The organism is Atopomonas hussainii (assembly GCF_900109735.1).
In the GTDB taxonomy this organism is placed as follows: domain Bacteria; phylum Pseudomonadota; class Gammaproteobacteria; order Pseudomonadales; family Pseudomonadaceae; genus Atopomonas; species Atopomonas hussainii.
The window spans coordinates 197,840-215,245 of record NZ_FOAS01000007.1; the positions used below are offsets into that span (position 1 = coordinate 197,840).

The window sequence follows — 17,406 nt, forward strand, 5'->3', positions numbered from 1 at the left end:
CCACGCACGGTTCTTGTTCTTGAACTCTAGGCTGTATCGGCGGGCTCTGCGAAATATTCAGTGCGGGTGACGATTAAGGCGTGTCTTACTCGGGCCGCTGTGCCTGATCTTTGATCGGCCATGGCTGGACGAAAAACAGCTCATGCCGGCGTATGGCCTTGCGATAAAACTCATCGACACCCCAGCGCGGCCAGCGGCGTCCGGCAAGGTAATGCTGCAGTACGCGGCGGAGCTTTTTCTTGCCGGGCAGCGGGGTTTGCAGGTCGTGCATCAGGCCCAGCGCCATGCTCTTATCGATTTGCGCGGCGCCGCTCAGGCTAGGGCTCCACACCCCGGCCACAGTAAGCGGCTCCAGCGCGGGCGGCAGGGCAACGCCCTCGCCTTGCTCACCCATCGGCCAGCGATCGTTATCGTGCAGATGGTTGGCGTAATACAACAGGGTTTGCGGCTGGTGATGGCTAACGGCTAAGGCCTCATACAGCGCGGCAGTGGTGGCTTGGTGGTCGGCGTGCGGGTCAAGCTGCGGATGCGGGGTGACAATCACCTGCGGCTGATAGTGTTCAATCAGGCCACGCAAATCCCCCAGCAAGTTAAACCAGCTCGGCTGACCATCGACATCGCCCGGCAGCGGCAGCGCGTTGCCTTTGCGCAGCGGACGAATATCGCCAGTCTGCGCCACCTTAGACGGATGCCCCAACAGCGGTTCGGCGCGCATCGCCGGTAACTGCATACAGAAATAGCCCAGCTGGAAGCACCGCTCTGCCGGCACCCCGCCCCAGCTCGCCGCATGACGACTATCCCAACTGCGCAGGCGGGCTTTCAGGCGTGCCGCTTCGATAGCGCTCAAGCCCAGCTGCTGATAAGGCTCTGCCTCTAGCTCACCCACGGTGAGGGTGGCGATGGTCACCTCTGCGCCGCGCTGATACTGCGCAAAGGCGGCTAGCTCGGCATCGTCGGCATGCGGGGCGAGAATCAGCATGCGCTGGCAGGCGTAATCCGGATTACGCAACACATGCAGCGTGGCTTGCCCGGCAAGGCGACAATAACGCCCACGCAGTCGCACCTGCCCTGCCGCCAGTGCAGGCCCAAGACCAGACAGATTCACCACCCGTCGTCCGGCGCAGCCGCGCTCGAAGGTTTGTTGATCGTGCGGCTGCGCCACATCGATCAGCACGCGTGGGTCGACCCAGCATCCGCGCCAATCGGCCTTAATCGTCACCTCTAACAACAGCGTGTCGGCCTCAGCAATGCCCTCTAGCTGCGCCAGCCCTAAGCGCCCATCAGCAGTAATTGACACGCTGACGCCCGCCCCGGCAAAGCGGTAGTCATAGTCATCGCCGGGCGCATAAAACAGGTGATCGGCAAAGTAGGCTTCGTGCAGCACCCAAGCGGCGAGCAGCAAGGGCAGCGGTAACCACCAGAACCACAACGCGCTACTGAATAAGAGCGGCAAGCCCAGCAACAGCGCTACGCGTTTACGCTGCCGGTGACGGCGGAGCAATTGTTGTTTGCGCTGCTGCATAACGAACCTACTTAGAGTTGAAACACCGGCACGCGATGGCACCAGCGTTCTTTGTATTCGCGGTCGGCGCGGCCAAACGAGTAACGCAGCGGCTTACCGGCCGCACGCGCGCGCTCCCACAGGGCTTGGGTATTGATAAAGCTCAGTACCGAACCGGGGCTAAAGTCGCGCGCCTGCGGATCAACACCGCCGTTGACATACTCCACGCTTAACCAAGCGGGCGATTCAGCCGCGTAGAGCAATTGAATGGCAATCGGCTGGCCGTCCAGCTCTAGCACATGCCCAGTCACCAAGGGCCACAAGCGCCTTAGCACCTCCGGCATGGCCGCCGCACCGGTGGCGGTAAAGCCCCAACGCTCGGCGAATAATTGGCAGTAAATCGCCGCAAACTGCTCGGGACCGTAGTCCGCAACGGGCTTGATCAAGCCGCCGGCCTCTTCCAGCAAGCGCAGTTCACGGCGCTGGTTGTAGCGAAATTTCTTGCTGTAATCCTCTGGCGCACGGGCCATGGCCAGTTCTTCAGCCTGCGCCTTGAGGGTGGCGACCTTGCCTTGGTTCAGCTCGCTGCAATAACGCCCGGCATGCCGCACCGGCAAGTTAGCCGCTGGCCTAATCGGCAAAATAATTTCGCCATTACCCAAGTCAAACAGGCCTTTCTTGCCGAGGGCTTTTAGCGCCTCTTTGCTACACGCGATAAAGCGCCCCCAGGTGGCGATAGCGCCTTGCAGCTGGCCATCCGCATACCAGCCCAGATAACGCGGGGTAACGTCGGCCAGCTGCGATAACTCAGCCACCACCAGCGGATGGGTCAGTACGCTACCGCCAAACTCAGCATAAGCGGCGGCATAGTCGCTGGCCGCGATGGCCTGCCAACCGCGCTCGCGCCACGCTGGCAAGCGATTCAACCAACTCATAAATGGCCCTGCTGCTCTTCTTCCAACTGCGTGGCATGCAGGCGAGCATAGGCCCCGCCTTTAGCCAGCAGCTCAGCATGCGGGCCTTGCTCGACGATGCAGCCATCTTCCATGACGATGATCTGATCGGCCTTTTCGATGGTCGATAGGCGATGGGCAATCACTAAGGTGGTGCGACCTTGCATCACGGTTTCTAGGGCTTTTTGGATATGCCGTTCCGACTCGGTATCCAGCGCTGAGGTCGCCTCATCAAGAATCAGCAGCGGCGCATCTTTGAGTAGCGCACGGGCAATGGCTAAGCGCTGACGCTGCCCGCCGGAGAGCAGCACGCCGTTTTCGCCCACCAACGTCTGATAGCCATTGGGCATACGCTCGATAAACTCATGGGCGTAAGCCGCTTTGCCGGCGCGCTCGATCTCAGCCTGCGGGGCACCGGCTAAGTCACCGTAGGCAATATTGTTGGCTACCGTGTCGTTAAACAGGTTGACCTGTTGGCTGACCAAAGCAATCTGCCGGCGCAAGCTGCGCAGGGTGAACTCTTCAACGTCCACGCCATCGAGCAAAATCTTGCCCTCAGTGTGGTGATAGAAGCGCGGAATCAAACTGGCCAGTGTCGACTTACCACTGCCAGAACGCCCCACCAGTGCCACCATCTGCCCCGGCTCAACGGTGAAGTTGATGTCTTTCAGCACCGGCTTGTCGGTGCCCGGATAGGCAAAGGTGAGGTTCTGCACCTCAAGGCGACCACTAACGCGGTCTTTATCCACCGTGCCGTGATCCACTTCCGGCGCTTCATCCAGCTGCTCGAAGATGCTCTCCGCGCCGGCGACGCCTTTTTGAATGGTCGAGCTCACTTCGGAGAGCTGGCGAATCGGCTTAGGCAGCAGGCCAGCCAAGGTGATGTAGGCGACCAGATCACCGGCCGAAGCATCACCACGCAACAGCAAGACCAAGAACATCAGCACCGCCATGGCGCTGTAGATCACCAACTGTAGGCTGGGGGTATACACCGCGCCGGTCCGCACCATGCGCAGCTGCTTCGCGGTGTTGTCTTTGCTAGAGGCCAAAAAGCGCGCCTGCTCGTAAGGCTCGCCACCAAAGCTACGCACCACGCGATAGCCCTGAATGGCCTCGGAAGCCACGTGCGTCACATCGCCCATGGCTACCTGAATCTTCTTACTTTGCTTACGGAATTTCTTACTCGCGCTACCGACCATCAAGGCAATCACCGGCAAAATCGCCAGCATCACCATGGTCAGCTTCCAGTTCATCCAGAGCAGCGAGGCAAACAGAAAAATCACCGTCATGCCTTCACGCACCACCACCTTGATCGCATCAGTGGCCGCGCCGGTGACCATAGTCACGTTGTAGGTGATGCGCGAGATCAGATGGCCGGAGTTGTGGGTGTCAAAGTAACGATTCGGCAAGGTCATCAGGTTGTTGAACAGGGCGATGCGTAAGTCCTGCACTAAGCCCAGCGACACCTTAGCCAGAAAATAGTTACCCAAAAACGAGCCCAAGCCCTGCCACACGGCAATCAACACAATCAGCAAAGGCACCGCCTGCAGCAGCTTAAGCTCCGCCAGCCAAGGCGCATGCGCGACCGCCCATGGCACATTGGCGAACAGGCTAGCCTCGGGGTTCGACAGCCCGTCGACGAAGTACTTGAGCATGTAACCCAGCATCGGCTGGGTAGAGGCGAAGATCAGAAAGCCGAGGATGCTTATTAAAAACAGCCCCACGTAAGGCCTGACGTACCCCAGGAGGCGGAAGTATATTTTTAAGCTTGAACTCGATCGCGAATCCACAGAAACACCAGTCATGGAAGAGTTAGACCACAGGCTGATCGGGCGCACATGCTATCACAGCTGGCTAAAGCGATTGGCCATACGCAAGCACGCCTGTATCCCGTAGAATCCCTGCCAGATTCAACTGTTAGGAACACCCTTTCCATGTCATTTGCCACGCATACATGGCCCGACAAATCACTCACTTTCATCAGCTCATGGGTTTTACCGCTAGGGTACTTCTGCCTATTGACGGGCCTTGCTTGGCTAGACGAACGCAGCCAATACCATAAATTGTTTTACGCATTGTTAGCCGCCCCAGCACTCATAGCATTTCTAATTCACCCCAAGCAGATTGCAGGTCTATTTAAAAATCCCGTAGTGCTAGCTTTTTTAGCTTTTTCAAGCTGGGCATTAATTAGCTTTAGCTGGTCAGCAGCTGAAGACTCATTCAGCTCCCAAGCCAAAAGACCCCTCTATATACTCATGCTATTCATGGCGACTTTCATCATTGTCAAGCACAGCTGGCAGCGCTTTATAAGCGTTCTCAGCTTAGCCGCTTTAACCATTCTACCTATAGCACTTTATGCCCTGGCTGACTTTACTCTTAACTACACGGATGGCGCCCGATTAGTCGGCAGTGGCGCCTTAGACAATCCACTACTCAGCTCACATCTATTCGGTATATTTTTCATCTTATGGCTAGGCTATGCGATGACGGCCCCCTATAACAAAAGCCTATTAACACTCCCCGCCCTCGCCTTACTTCTAGCCACCCTGCTGGCTACCGGCTCTCGCACCCCTCTTCTTGCCATAGCTTTCGCGTGTGGCTGGCTCGCTATCAACCTATGGAATAGGCGAGCTCTTCTTCTAGCGGCCCTTTGCACATGCGCCGGCATCGCGCTACTGATTATTTATCCTGAGCTAATACTTAACCGCGGAACATCTTATCGGTTCGAGATATGGCAATTTGCGCTAGAGCAAATCAGCATCCACCCCTGGGCAGGACACGGCCTTGGCAGTCCACTGGCAATCCCAGTGCCTGAACTCAACTCAGTATTCAGTGAACCCCACAGCTTTTTTCTAGGCACCCTCTACTACACAGGAGTCATTGGAGCCATTTTCTGGCTGAGCATGCACGCCTTTGCACTTTGGGCATGCTGGAAAAACCGAGCCGCCCCCTATTTTGCCGTAGCCGGAGCATTGGTAATTTATGGTCTTGGCGCCGGATTGACTGAGGGTGGCGGCATACTATCCCGCCCCAAAGAGCACTGGTTTCTAATCTGGATTCCGCTTGCATTAGTGATCGCAGTAAACACCCAACACAAGCTAGGTCAGCGCTAACATGACCCCTTTATCCGCAGCAGAGCTTCAGGAACTAACTCTCAATGCAGAAGTTCTTGAGAAAGATGGCTTAGGCCCTAAAGTATTGCATTTAAGCGACGGCAGTTTTCTGAAACTATTTCGCAAACGCCGACTGCTTTCAAGCGAAACACTGAAACCTTATGCCAAGCGCTTTGCCGAAAACGCAAAAAAACTTAGAGAGCTTGGGTTTATTACCCCAGAAATAATCAAAGTCTATCGCCTGGAAAACGACATCAACGGCACCGCGGTACGCTACACCCCCCTACCCGGCAACACATTAAGGCATGCTCTGCAACAAGTTGAAGCAGAACAACAAAGCACGCTAATCAATCAGCTTGGCCAGCTGCTTTCCCTTCTCCACGAAAAGGGGGTTTACTTTCGCTCAGCCCACCTCGGCAATGTACTGCTGCTACCAGACGGCACACTGGGCCTAATCGATATTGCTGACCTGAAGATCCAAAGAACACCGCTCAGCCTCGCCAAGCGACTACGCAACCTAAAGCACATGCGTCGATACAAGCAGGACACACACTGGCTATTTGAATCACATAAGCTTGCGCTTATTGCTGGCTACACCCTGCACTCCGCGAAATATGCCCAGAGCCTGTTCGCAGAAATTAACTAAACAAGCCCTTTGTTTTCTCGCTGCTTAACATACTGAAAAAACGCACTCAAATCATTGCTACATAACAATGGGCTGATTTCACGTATTTCGTCTTCAGGCCAGCTCCACCACTTCGCATCAAGCAGCGCCTCTCTGACCGACTCGGGAAAGCGCCAGCGGATATGTCTTGCAGGATTTCCGGCCACAATAGAATACGGAGCAACGTTCTGGCTCACTACAGCCCCTGCCGCAACGACTGCTCCATCACCAACCGTAACACCGGAGAGAATCACCGCTCCAGTGCACAGCCAAACATCATTCCCGATAACCACATCGCCTCGAGAAAAAGCATAGCCCTCTACATTCGCCGCCTCTGCCACCATAGCAGGGAAGGGGTAGGTCGTTACCCAGTCCGTACGGTGATGACCGCCTAGAAAAATTTCAACCTGCTCTGCAATGGAGCAATACGAACCAATACTGAGCCCTGCGCCTTCATTCCAATCATGAACGAGAGGCAAGCCATAGCTACCCACGCCCATCGAATATTGAGGGTAGCGATGAAGAAAGCGTGCCTGACCACGATAAATCTTCGGCAGCTTACGAATCGCTCGCTTGATTCGCCGCTCTTGAAATCGCGCCCAAAAAGCCATCTTACGAACGCCGCTCTAAAGGAGCGAAGTAAAGCCTCGCCAGACCACGCCAGGTTTTCTTATTCCAGTGACGGAAAGGTATCTGCTTAAGCAGCTGCCGTGCATAAGAACGATCACGATTAGCACACTTTAAAAACATAGAGCTAAGGAAACGAGTCCTTACAAACTCATACTGCGGATGCTCTTTAAAGAGCGCATAGCTACGCAAGATGCTATCAACCATGAATGGCGTATTCTTAGAAGAATTAGCACCATGCTTACGATACTGAGCAAGCACCTCGCCCAGGCAGTCAATATAGTAACCCGCATGGGTGATCTTAAGTTCAATCAACAAATCTTCTAAGCGAATTTCCGGATCGAACCCCCCCACCTGCTCCAATGCCTGCTTACGAAATAATAACGTAGGTGCCGGCGGGTAAGACTTGCGCTCCATAAACACATCATCGAAATCCAAGCGACGAAACGCAATATCTCTACGCTGGCGATCTTCAGAGTAAAGCCCCCCTTGAGAATCAATTAATTCAATATTACCAGCACAGATACCAACCTCTGGCTTATCCTGCATGTAAGCAACCTGCTTAGCGATACGCTCGGGCAGCATCACATCATCGGATCCAAACGGTGCAATCAGACTGCCTTTTGAACGAGCAACAGCATCATTAAGCGTATGCGTAAGTCCTTGATTCTTTTGCACCCGAAAGTCAAACCCGTACTGCTCACGCAGACGCTCGATCCTTAAAACACTATCATCTGAAGAACCATCATCAATAACCAACAGCTCAATATGTGGGTACGTTTGCTGAACAACACTAAGAATACATTGTTCAATATAGGGACCGTGATTATAAGAAGCTATAATCACGGTAACCAATGGCTGCTGCGCAGTCACTTCAGCACCTCGCTTAGTGCAGACTCAATCAAATCAAGATATTGCTGACGAAACACTTCAATATCATGCTCTTGTTGTAAATAGCGATACGCTTGCTCACCTTTCTCACTCAGCCTCTCAGCACTGAGCATAAGGTATTGTTCCAATGCATTCCTTAGCGCACTGACGTCTGCAGGCGGCACAGCGAGCCCTCCTGCACCATGAATTAATGGGCGCATAGCCGGCACATCACTAGCTATCACTGGCAAGTGCCCACTCATTCCCTCAAGGAGGGCCAGCCCCAAGCCCTCTGCCAAAGATGGCATAGCCCAAATATCAAAAGCACGCACATAGCGCAGCGCATTCTCTCGGAACCCCAAAAGATGCACACGCCCAACTAAACCAAGGGTTTTAACCTCTTCAACTAAGCGATCATGTTCACGCCCTGCCCCAATAATCGCTAGCTGCACGTCGGGATAGCTCTCCGCAAGCTGAGCAAAAGCGCGAATTAAGTAAATATGTCCTTTTACAGGAACAAGCCTGCCTAACGCGCCAATCAATCGCGCCTGCGAATTCAGCCCCAGAGACGCGCGAGCCTCAGCACGCGTAAGCTGCAGCCTCTCCGCTAGTTCAATATCAATGGCGTTGGTAATTGCCACCGTATTGGCCTCAGTAAAACCGCACTGGCAGCCCAGCAAATACTCCCGTACCGCAGGAGAAACCCCTACGAAGCGCCAGGACTTAGTAACAAGGCGGGCCGTTTGAAAGCGGCGATAAGAGCGGTCGTACTCACCAAAGCCATGGGCGATACCAATACACAGCGGAATTTTTAACCAGCGATTGAGCATCAGCAGCATGTTCACCGGCTTAAAGCGATTACAGATGACCACGTCAAACTGTTCTTGCAGACAGTAGCGATACAGAGCCCACATGGCCTTAATGCGCAACCCTTTAAGCTGAGCATCAGAAAACTCAAAGTAGACTGAACGGTCCGCACGGCTTTCGGGCTGCCCAGCAGTTGGGCGACCACGCAAAAATGCATTAACCGTTTCAAAGCGATCCACAGGAAGAGCATGAAAAACCTGCTCCCCCAAATCAGCAAAGTCATGCGCTTTAATGTTGTAGTCGGGATGTAACTGCAGGACTTTAATGCGCCGCGCCATGTTTATTTCCACCGAGAAAAACCCTGCTCATCCATCATCCACGCCTGCTCCTTAGCCAAGATCTGCACCGCCTCCGCAGCCGGATGCGCTTTCTTACTCCACGCACCTCGTTTCCAAATAGCAAAGTGAAAATACGGAAACTGTCGATCGCCATCGTGATCGTTGGTCAAACTTCCTTCACGCCAGTACCAGCGACGCGGGAACGTAAAGCTGCCATCAATCCAGGGGATACAACCATCCGGCGTACTAAAGGCCTCCACGAACTCGGAGCGCCTACGTAATGGATTGAAAAAGCCAACCAAGTTAAACAGCGGTTTGGGGAAATTTTTCCGCCACAGGAACAATCGACTGAACGCCCCCTCGTCAAGCGCATGATGGGGCTGATCAGCAAAGCGCTCTTGCCAGCGCGGCATTCGCTTGAACAGTTCGCGCATTGCTTGCGTGTTACGCAATAGCGTGAGGTGCCCGGAAACCCGGCGCGCATGGGTGGTTAAGAGGTCATAACGGGCTAGCCGGCTAGCCGTGAAATAGTCCCGCAGGCGGCCATAAATCAAATCAAGATCACCAAAGGCCCAAAAGTCATAACCGCGCAAGTGCTCCTCATGGATAAACCCTAAGGCAGGCTTGATATCGCAGAGCTTGTAAGGGTTCTCCGGCGCAAACGCTATACCTAAGCGCTGGGATACCAGTGAGCAATACGCTGCATAATCCATCGCCTCAATACGCACGTTGTCCGGCACATTCTCTGGCTGGCCACAGTCACTGAATAGCAACCAATCAATGTCTGCATTATGCCGACAACTTTCTAAAAACAGCGGCATCCAGAACGGCCAACGCCCGAAGTATGGAATTACAAAACAAATCCTTGGCACGTTAGTCACAACCCAACCTCAGGAAAACGATGAGCGCGGCGCGATAGCGTCGATCAACGGTTTGAAACGCGTAATCGCGGCCTGATCACTAAAGAGGGCCTGCAAATGCACATCAAAACTCACAGATGGCGGCACAGACACGGCCGCTTGCATACAGGCAGCCAAGGCAGCGCTATCACCCAACGCAAACAACTGCCCCACGCCCTCCACTACCTCTCGGCCGCCACCACAATCGCTGCAGATCACCGGCACGCCAGCGGCCATGGCTTCGAGTAGCACCATGCCAAAAGGTTCATGGTCGGAGGTTAACGCGAACACATCGAAGGCTTTGAAGTAGCGCAGCCCGTGAGCGACTTGCCCCAGAAAGCGTACCGAGTCAGCCACGCCCAGCTCTGCCGCCAAAGCCTTGAGTGAGGCCTCTAAACGCCCGCTGCCCATAATGGCCAACAAGCTGCCGACCGGCAGATTAGGCAAGGCTTGGGCAAAGCCGCGAATCAAAGTGGCCTGGTCTTTATCCGGGTGCAGGCGGCCAACATTGCCGACCACCCAAGCATCTTGTGGCAAGCCGAGATGCTCACGCGCCTGGTGGCGAGTGACTTGCTCGGCCTGCACAGCGGCGACATCGATGCGGTTATACAAGGTTTGGATGGCATCCTGCGGCCAATTAGGCAGGCAAGCACGCATGTCATCACGCACCGCATTGGAGACGCCGAGCAACTTCAACCGCGCACGAAAGGCATTGGCAAACCACTGTCGCGAGCGACGCTGGTAATCGCCAAAAGCATGGTGCACGCCGATCACCGGCAGCTTAGTGCCCAGCAGCGCTACATAAATAGGCTTAAAGCGGTGCGCGATGCACAAGGCAAAGTCGCGGCTGGAGGCGATGCGGCGGATATCACGAATCGCTTTGAGCTTAAGGCCGCGCACATCACGGCTGGAATAATCTAAAAACAGCACCTCGTCGGAGGCCGAGCCGCGCACCACGGCCTCACTCGGTTTGCCCGTTAGGTAAACGGTACAGACCTTGTACGACGTGCCCTTAAACAGCGCGGCGTATTGCCGAGCGCAGTCCATAAAAGGGCCATCGTAGCCGTGACAGAACTGCAACACCCAGCGCTCGGGCTGGGCGTGTTCGGCGGCATTAGAGGCTGTCATACCAATCACAACCGTCCTTGACCACCAAGATATCTTCCATGATCAGGTACTGCAGGTCGGAGCCATAGAACATGTTCAGCGCGTCGGTGGGCGAGCACACCATCGGTTCGCCACGACGGTTCAGCGAGGTGTTCAGCGACACGCCGTTGCCGGTGTGTTTTTCCAGCTCCAGCATCAGGTCGTACCAGCGCGGGTTGTATTCGCGTTTGAGCACCTGCGCGCGCGATGTGCCGTCTTCGTGCACCACTTCGCTGACGCGGGTTTTCCACTCTTCATTGACCTCGAAGGTGAAGGTCATGAACGGGCTTGGATGATCGACCTTGAGCATCTGCGGCGCCACGGTGTCGAGCATCGACGGGCAGAAGGGGCGCCAGCGCTCGCGGAACTTAATCTGTTCATTGATGCGGTCAGCCACGCCCGGCACGCTGGGGCAGCCAATGATTGAGCGGCCACCCAAAGCACGCGGACCAAACTCCATACGCCCTTGGAACCAGGCCACCGGATTGCCTTCGACCATGATCTTGGCGATGCGCTGCTCGACGTTGTCGATCTGCTTGAACACCGGCTTGTTGGGGTGACGGGCGCAGGCGGCGATCACGTCTTCGTTGCTGTACGCGGGGCCGAGATAGACGTGCTCCATCTTCTCCACCGCCACGCCGCGCTGCTGCGACACATAAGCCGCCGCACCGACGGCGGTACCGGCATCGCCCGAAGCGGGCTGCACGAACAGCTCTTTAACCTCATCGCGGGCGATGATTTTCTGGTTGAGCTTAACGTTCAGCGCGCAGCCGCCGGCAAAGGCGATCTTGCCGGTTTCTTTAAGAATGTCGCCTAAGTAGTAATCCATCATTTGCAGGGCGAGCTTTTCAAACAGCGCCTGCATGCTGGCCGCGTAATGAATGTACGGGTCGTCGGCGATATCGCCTTCGCGCTTGGGGCCGAGCCATTCGATCAGCTTGGGCGAGAAGTAGAAGCCCTTGCCCTTCTCTTTATAACGGCGCAGGCCGATCACGTTGGCGTAGTCGGTGTTGATCACCAGCTCGCCATTCTCAAAGCTGGCCAAGCGCGAGAAATCGTACTTGCTCGCATCGCCGTAGGGCGCCATGCCCATGACTTTGAATTCGCCATCGAGCATCTCAAAGCCGAGGAACTCGGTCATCGCGCCGTATAAACCGCCGAGCGAATCCGGGTCGTAGAATTCTTTGATCTTGTGGATCTGGCCGTTTTCGCCCCAACCGAAGAAGGTAGTGGCGTATTCACCTTTGCCGTCGATACCGAGGATCGCGGTTTTTTCCTGAATACCGGAGCACAAGTAAGCGCTCGCGGCGTGGGCCAAGTGGTGTTCCACCGGCTGGATTTTGACTTTCTTGGTGTCGAAGCCCAACTGCTCGAGGCACCAGACAATTTTCTTGTGGTAGCGCTTGTAGCGGCGGTTACCCATCAGGATGGCATCCAGCGCGCGGTCTGGGGCATACCAGTAACGCTTGGCGTAGTGCCAGCGGGCCTTCTCGAACAGGCTGATGGGCGCGAAGGGAATCGCCACCACATCGACATCGCTGGGCTTAATGCCGGCCTGTTCTAAGCAGAACTTGGCCGACTCGTAGGGCATGCGGTTCTTGGCGTGCTTGTCGCGCACAAAGCGCTCTTCTTCCACCGCTGCAATCAACTTGCCGTCGATGTACAAGGCTGCGGAAGGGTCGTGACTTAAGGCGCCGGAAAGGCCAAGTACGGTCAATGCCACTGGGTTTGCCTCTTGGTTGTGTGGCCGCTGGGCCACCGCTAAAACGTATTCGTTACCGCCTGTTGGCGTGCGACAGGGTAAAACCGGCAATTATATCCCCACCGAAGCGATATTAGGTAATCAACTAAGCGCGATCACCCTGCTTACCATCAGCAGCTGAACCACTGCACTGCAAAGCTGATACTGCCGAGCTTGCCTGACAGGCGCCCCCATACCTGATCATAAGCCTGCAATCAGTCACTCACACGGCGCCACGAGTGGCTAAACGGCCATAAAATGCAGGCAACCGGGTCTTCGCCGCCCACCTGCCTAGCTTTTGACTGCTGCCTGAACCAACAGCCGAAATGCATACCTCAGCCGCCGCAACCTTTGCGTAAACGATTGTCGCGGCGCAAAGGTTTGCAGGCCTTTAAAGTACTTCACAGCCTTACTCGGCTGAACACAGACCCATGCCTGAAAAGCAGCTTCACGCCGCACATCCACAACATAAGCAGCAGGATCCAACTCAAAGCGCGAGCAAAGGTGGCAATACAACTCATATAAACAGGTAAACCCACTATCAGCCAGGTATTCACCCCGGCGCCCCACCAGTGAAAGGCACAGACGGTAAATCAAGAAGGTCTTAGCCGGCGCAGTGTAATTAGAAAACTCCAGATCAAAAAAAGTAATGCCTGCTCGTTCGTCCAGCACGGCATTGCGTGCAATCGCATCGATCGCTTGCCCCTGCAAAGCGTCTCCAGACAGGGCAAAGCGCATAAAAACAGTCTCTACAAAATGCTCAAGCGCCTGAAGCCAAGCCGTCCAGTCACCTCGCGCAGCCAGCTGACGCAAATGAATATTGTAAGCCACTCCCGGAAAAATCGGCTGCCCAGCCACTGCTTGCTCTGCCGCCTCCACGAGAGTGCTTTTACGCACCCACACCACCGCATCCCGCTCCTGAAATATCGTACAGACGCCATCTTGGCGCGATACCGCCCGCTTAATTGCGACCATGCCCGAGGGCAGCGCTTGCTGCACTACGCTAGGCACATGCGGTGTCAGATAACGCGCCAAAAAATCCGGCCAGCTCCCATCCTTGGTTGCCTGCCAAACATCTAACGGGTCCAGTCGACGCCCCTGCGCATCCTTTAGCAGGCAGCCCGATAGTAGATTGGCGAAAAAAATCGGATGCCTGCGTACTGCCGCAGCGACTACCAGCAGATAGAACTCTCCCTGCTCCTCGAAAACCAAATACGCCACTTAAAGGTCCTTAACTCGACCGATCGCGATATCAATCTTGTAGATCCCGCCAAGCGACAAATAAAGGCGGAGTTTCGCTTTGTGTACGCACCCCTTCAGCAGATATAGCTGCAGTCGGTTCATCTTGACCCGCAGGTCAACATAGTCGCGCCAATTAAAGACTCTAACGGGCAACCGCTTAATCAGTTCGGCAGAACAAATATTTTGCTCGTTAAAGTGCACAGAAGGGTCTTGGGGCTGCGTGTAAGAAAAACCATTTTCTCGCATGTAGCTCTCCAGAATTTTCGGCATTAACTCCACCGACAGCTCTTGTCCAGAAAACAGCTGCGAATAGGCCTGACGCAGTTGAGGCAGGTGGTCTTCAGCAAGATGTGCGCTATGGACTAAGACCCTATACATGAGGGCAAAGCAAAAAGATTCGGCATCAGGCACATAAAAACCGCGCTCATCAAGGCGGCGGTACTGCAAGATGCGCTGACTCCAAGCCACATCGTAGTAACCATCCTCTGGGCTACGCAGGTTAAAGTACTTAACCTCACCAGAATCCAGCGTCAAATAATAGCGAGCCCGCACCCCCTGCTCACGCTCCTTATGCAACCCCAGTAAAGCCACCACTTCGGAGACGGCCTCAACCAGCAGCTCTATATCGCCATGATCGCCCCCCGAAAACGACTCAAGCAACACTTCTTCACTGTGCAAGACTACATAACTAGTGCACGCATTTAACAATGCGAACAACTCATCAAGACTAGAAAACCCTGAAAAATGCGCAGTATTCTTTCGCCAGCGGCGCACCACCCCTTCCCACGGTAGGGCTTGGGCCAAGTAGTCATCATAATCAGCCTGTAACAACAAATAGATATCTCGCCGCGTCTCATCTGGACTGTTGGTTGCATGCACACTGAAATGGCTGTTTCTGCCCTCACGATAAGATTTCTTGAAGTCAAAAACATGCGTATTAACCGACTCTACGCCTGCCGTGGTATCGCGCACTTCATAACAAGGCTCCGAATCTATAAAAGTAATCAACGTAAAGGGGCCATTACCACACTCCCGCACCTTGCGCGCAAGATCTGGCAGTTTCTTGCCATAGAATCGATTGATATTCCTAGAAAAATCTTTATGCGGCCATTCCACGTCAAACACTTCGACGATCTGAAAGTTCGCCGCTAGATCAGCAAGAATATTCTGGCGCAGCACCGACGCGCGATTCCAAATAATCATCAGATGCAATTCTTGATGTGCATGGCTCATAAGTGGCAAGTCATCCGATTAATGTTTCGAGCGAAGTTCGGCTTGTCGCATCCGCCACAAAGCGCGTAACGTTTTTACTCGCCAAAAACGCCATGGCAAGTCATCCAACAGCTCTCTGGCCAACTGACGATCTTTAGCTGCACACTTAAGCAGCATGGAGTTGCGAAAGCGTGCGCACACTTGAGGGTAAGCGGGATGGCTAGCGAACTGTGCATAGGTCTTCAGTACGTTGTCGACCATGAATCGGTAGTTCTTATAGGTATTGCGGCCATGCACCCGATATAAGGCCAGCACGTCTGGCAAAATATCTAAACTGTAACCGGCACGGGTTATTTTCAACTCAATCAGCAGATCTTCTAAGCGAATCTGCGGATCGAAACCGCCCACGCACTCCAGCGCTTCACGGCGAAATAGCAACGTAGGTGCCGGCGCACCAGGCTTTCGATCGAGGAAGACATCCTCAAAATTCAAACGGCGCTGCGGTAACGCCTTGGGCAGGCGGCAAAGCTTTCCATGCTCATCTATCTCCTGAATATTGCCAGCACAAATACCCACTTCTGGCTTATCGGCCAGATAGGCCACCTGTTTGGCTATACGCTCCGGGAGCATAATATCGTCGGAGCCAAAAGGCGCAATTAGGCTACCACTCGCCCGCTCTATGGCTTCATTCAGGGTGCGCGACAACCCTTGATTTTTCTGTATACGGAAGTCAAAGCCATGCAACTCTTGCAGCCGCCGAATACGCTCAACACTTTCATCCTGCGACCCATCATCAACCACTAGCAGCTCAATATGTGGGTAACTTTGTCGCAGTACACTCTCGATACTCGCCTCGATATAAGGCGCATGGTTGTATGAGGCAATAATCACACTGACCAAAGGCGCTTCACTAGGCCGCAACATCAACTTCTCCACACAAATAAAGAGCGCAAACGCTGCCAACGCCGGAGAGCAGGTAGCGTTGGCCAAGGCTCCCGCAACATAAGAGCCAAGCGTCGCGCCAAGCGCTCATGACTGAGCTCCCTAGCAACGAAGGCCTGGCCGGCACAGGCGAGCCTTTCAGCTAAGCGCGGCTCACGGCGCAAGCGCTCCAGCTGCTCACGCAGCTCATCCAGCGAGGAGTACAGCAGCAGGTGCTCATTATGTTGCAAGCCAATCATTTCTTCTTCGACGCCTTGGCGCCAGGCCAGCAATACGCAGCCACAGGCCATCGCTTCAAAGTTCTTAGCCATGTACTCTCCGAGACCAACATCCGCGCTGACAAAGTAGCGGATACGGTTAAGTATTCGCCGATAATCAACGCCTGGCTCGGTACGCAACAACTGCAACGGCTCAACCGCTGCAAGGCTTTCTAGCATGGCCTTGCGCCCAGCATAGTCACGACTGGCAGTGCGACCGACAAAGCCCAACTCGATATCACGAGCCCCCTGCTCATTAAACAAAAGACTCGCGGCATAGCCCTTAGGCATAAACACGGCATCAAACCCTTCCGCACGCAGCCGCTGAGCGACCGAAGCCCCAGTGACTACTAAACGTGCAGAAGGCAGCTGTCGATAGAACCGAGAAAACTCGCCGCGCCACTTAGACGTCGCCAAGTAGTTTTGACAAGCGTCCTCTTCATAAATCAGCAGTCCAGGTAAACGCGCCAAAAGGGACGCCTGAGACACTACATGCTTGAAAGGCAGGTCCAGCAAAATGCGTTGATAGCTTTGCAGCTCAAGCCCCCTCAAGTAGCGCCTTAAATGACGTTGCTGTGGCTTAGCCAGCACACGCAGATCGACGTCCAAGCACTCCGAGAGCCCCTGATACACTGCAGAGAAATCGGGTTCACGAGCAGCAGCGGTCAGCACCAGGACTCGCATATCAGCCCCCGAGCAGCAAACGCAAGGCCTTACGCAAATAACTCCAGCGTAAAGCTTGCACGGGAGCTAAGGAAACGCTGATTTATTCCTCAGCAGCTCTCTTGGCTGGCACAATCGCGGGAAGCCCATCGCCTGAGTCAGCCGCATGCAAAAAACCTTTTCCGAAGCCGAATATGCCGGCAAGAAAAAGCTGACACGCCGCGATCGATTTCTCAGCGATCTTGAGCAGCTCACGCCTTGGACCTTGCTTGAAGCTCAGATTGCCCCCTTCTATGCAGACAACACGGGCAAGCGTGGGCGTCCCAGCATTGGTTTGCCACGCATGCTTCGCTTGTACGTTGTGCAGCAGTGCTTTGGTCTTTCGGACGAAGGCACAGAAGATGCGGTTTACGACAGTCAGGCTATTCGCG

Annotated in this window: 16 protein-coding genes; 3 read left to right on the forward strand and 13 right to left on the reverse strand. The window is 54.6% G+C overall.

Features of this window, described 5'->3' with window-relative positions:
- Positions 1-85 precede the first annotated feature (85 nt).
- The 3 genes from BMX80_RS08760 to msbA are packed head-to-tail and all read right to left on the reverse strand — an operon-like array spanning position 86 to position 4,259.
- Positions 86-1,522 carry a PIG-L deacetylase family protein gene (locus BMX80_RS08760; RefSeq protein ID WP_074867329.1) on the reverse strand — a complete coding sequence of 479 codons (1,437 nt, stop codon included), beginning with the start codon at positions 1,520-1,522 and terminating at the stop codon, positions 86-88.
- Positions 1,523-1,533: 11 nt separating this feature from the next.
- Positions 1,534-2,436 carry a GNAT family N-acetyltransferase gene (locus tag BMX80_RS08765; RefSeq protein WP_074867331.1) on the reverse strand — a complete coding sequence of 301 codons (903 nt, stop codon included), beginning with the start codon at positions 2,434-2,436 and terminating at the stop codon, positions 1,534-1,536.
- On the reverse strand, positions 2,433-4,259 hold the full coding sequence (msbA, locus tag BMX80_RS08770) for a lipid A export permease/ATP-binding protein MsbA (protein ID WP_074867333.1): 1,827 nt from the start codon (positions 4,257-4,259) through the stop codon (positions 2,433-2,435). The genes BMX80_RS08765 and msbA overlap by 4 nt, the downstream gene beginning before the upstream one ends.
- Positions 4,260-4,388: 129 nt before the next feature.
- On the opposite strand from msbA, the gene BMX80_RS17630 reads away from it, so the two are divergent.
- Both BMX80_RS17630 and BMX80_RS17635 read left to right on the forward strand, forming a co-directional pair.
- On the forward strand, positions 4,389-5,567 hold the full coding sequence (locus BMX80_RS17630; RefSeq protein WP_175474892.1) for an O-antigen ligase family protein: 1,179 nt from the start codon (positions 4,389-4,391) through the stop codon (positions 5,565-5,567).
- 1 nt (position 5,568) lies between these two features.
- On the forward strand, positions 5,569-6,213 hold the full coding sequence (locus BMX80_RS17635; RefSeq protein WP_083394282.1) for a BUD32 family EKC/KEOPS complex subunit: 645 nt from the start codon (positions 5,569-5,571) through the stop codon (positions 6,211-6,213).
- On the opposite strand, the gene BMX80_RS08780 is transcribed toward BMX80_RS17635, so the two are convergent.
- The 10 genes from BMX80_RS08780 to BMX80_RS08825 all read right to left on the reverse strand — a co-directional run bounded on the left by BMX80_RS08780 (position 6,210) and on the right by BMX80_RS08825 (position 16,996).
- The gene (locus BMX80_RS08780; RefSeq protein WP_074867336.1) at positions 6,210-6,842 is read right to left on the reverse strand and encodes a CatB-related O-acetyltransferase; all 633 of its coding nucleotides are present in this window, start codon (positions 6,840-6,842) and stop codon (positions 6,210-6,212) included. The two genes, BMX80_RS17635 and BMX80_RS08780, sit on opposite strands and share 4 nt — an antisense overlap.
- Position 6,843: 1 nt before the next feature.
- A complete protein-coding gene (locus BMX80_RS08785; protein WP_074867338.1) occupies positions 6,844-7,731 on the reverse strand; it encodes a glycosyltransferase in 888 nt (295 codons plus the stop codon).
- Entirely contained in the window at positions 7,728-8,873 is a 1,146-nt protein-coding gene (locus BMX80_RS08790; protein ID WP_074867340.1) for a glycosyltransferase, read from the reverse strand. The genes BMX80_RS08785 and BMX80_RS08790 overlap by 4 nt, the downstream gene beginning before the upstream one ends.
- A gap of 2 nt (positions 8,874-8,875) precedes the next feature.
- Positions 8,876-9,754 carry a DUF6625 family protein gene (locus BMX80_RS08795; protein ID WP_074867342.1) on the reverse strand — a complete coding sequence of 293 codons (879 nt, stop codon included), beginning with the start codon at positions 9,752-9,754 and terminating at the stop codon, positions 8,876-8,878.
- Between the two features lie 9 nt (positions 9,755-9,763).
- Entirely contained in the window at positions 9,764-10,900 is a 1,137-nt protein-coding gene (locus BMX80_RS08800) for a glycosyltransferase (protein WP_074867344.1), read from the reverse strand.
- A complete protein-coding gene (locus tag BMX80_RS08805; protein WP_074867346.1) occupies positions 10,887-12,641 on the reverse strand; it encodes a carbamoyltransferase family protein in 1,755 nt (584 codons plus the stop codon). Before BMX80_RS08805 ends, BMX80_RS08800 begins: the two co-directional genes overlap by 14 nt.
- A gap of 309 nt (positions 12,642-12,950) precedes the next feature.
- Positions 12,951-13,880 carry a hypothetical protein gene (locus tag BMX80_RS08810; RefSeq protein ID WP_074867348.1) on the reverse strand — a complete coding sequence of 310 codons (930 nt, stop codon included), beginning with the start codon at positions 13,878-13,880 and terminating at the stop codon, positions 12,951-12,953.
- Positions 13,881-15,134, reverse strand: a complete 1,254-nt coding sequence (locus BMX80_RS08815) for a hypothetical protein (protein ID WP_139214058.1) — start codon at positions 15,132-15,134, stop codon at positions 13,881-13,883.
- Between the two features lie 18 nt (positions 15,135-15,152).
- Positions 15,153-16,037: a glycosyltransferase gene (locus BMX80_RS08820; protein ID WP_074867351.1), complete on the reverse strand. Its 885-nt coding sequence runs from the start codon at positions 16,035-16,037 to the stop codon at positions 15,153-15,155.
- Positions 16,037-16,996, reverse strand: a complete 960-nt coding sequence (locus BMX80_RS08825; protein ID WP_074867353.1) for a glycosyltransferase family protein — start codon at positions 16,994-16,996, stop codon at positions 16,037-16,039. The genes BMX80_RS08820 and BMX80_RS08825 overlap by 1 nt, the downstream gene beginning before the upstream one ends.
- Before the next feature lie 145 nt (positions 16,997-17,141).
- Here BMX80_RS08825 and BMX80_RS08830 point away from each other — a divergent pair.
- On the forward strand, positions 17,142-17,406 hold a 265-nt coding region (locus BMX80_RS08830), incomplete at its 3' end, for a transposase (protein ID WP_139214060.1).

Coding starts and splice junctions, on each gene's coding strand:
- BMX80_RS08760 (WP_074867329.1), bottom strand. CDS start 1,522: ATGCAGCAGCGCAAACAACAATTGCTCCGCCGTCACCGGCAGCGTAAA.
- BMX80_RS17635 (WP_083394282.1), top strand. CDS start 5,569: ATGACCCCTTTATCCGCAGCAGAGCTTCAGGAACTAACTCTCAATGCA.
- BMX80_RS08780 (WP_074867336.1), bottom strand. CDS start 6,842: ATGGCTTTTTGGGCGCGATTTCAAGAGCGGCGAATCAAGCGAGCGATT.
- BMX80_RS08800 (WP_074867344.1), bottom strand. CDS start 10,900: ATGACAGCCTCTAATGCCGCCGAACACGCCCAGCCCGAGCGCTGGGTG.
- BMX80_RS08765 (WP_074867331.1), bottom strand. CDS start 2,436: ATGAGTTGGTTGAATCGCTTGCCAGCGTGGCGCGAGCGCGGTTGGCAG.
- BMX80_RS08790 (WP_074867340.1), bottom strand. CDS start 8,873: ATGGCGCGGCGCATTAAAGTCCTGCAGTTACATCCCGACTACAACATT.
- BMX80_RS08820 (WP_074867351.1), bottom strand. CDS start 16,037: ATGTTGCGGCCTAGTGAAGCGCCTTTGGTCAGTGTGATTATTGCCTCA.
- msbA (WP_074867333.1), bottom strand. CDS start 4,259: ATGACTGGTGTTTCTGTGGATTCGCGATCGAGTTCAAGCTTAAAAATA.
- BMX80_RS17630 (WP_175474892.1), top strand. CDS start 4,389: ATGTCATTTGCCACGCATACATGGCCCGACAAATCACTCACTTTCATC.
- BMX80_RS08825 (WP_074867353.1), bottom strand. CDS start 16,996: ATGCGAGTCCTGGTGCTGACCGCTGCTGCTCGTGAACCCGATTTCTCT.
- BMX80_RS08815 (WP_139214058.1), bottom strand. CDS start 15,134: ATGAGCCATGCACATCAAGAATTGCATCTGATGATTATTTGGAATCGC.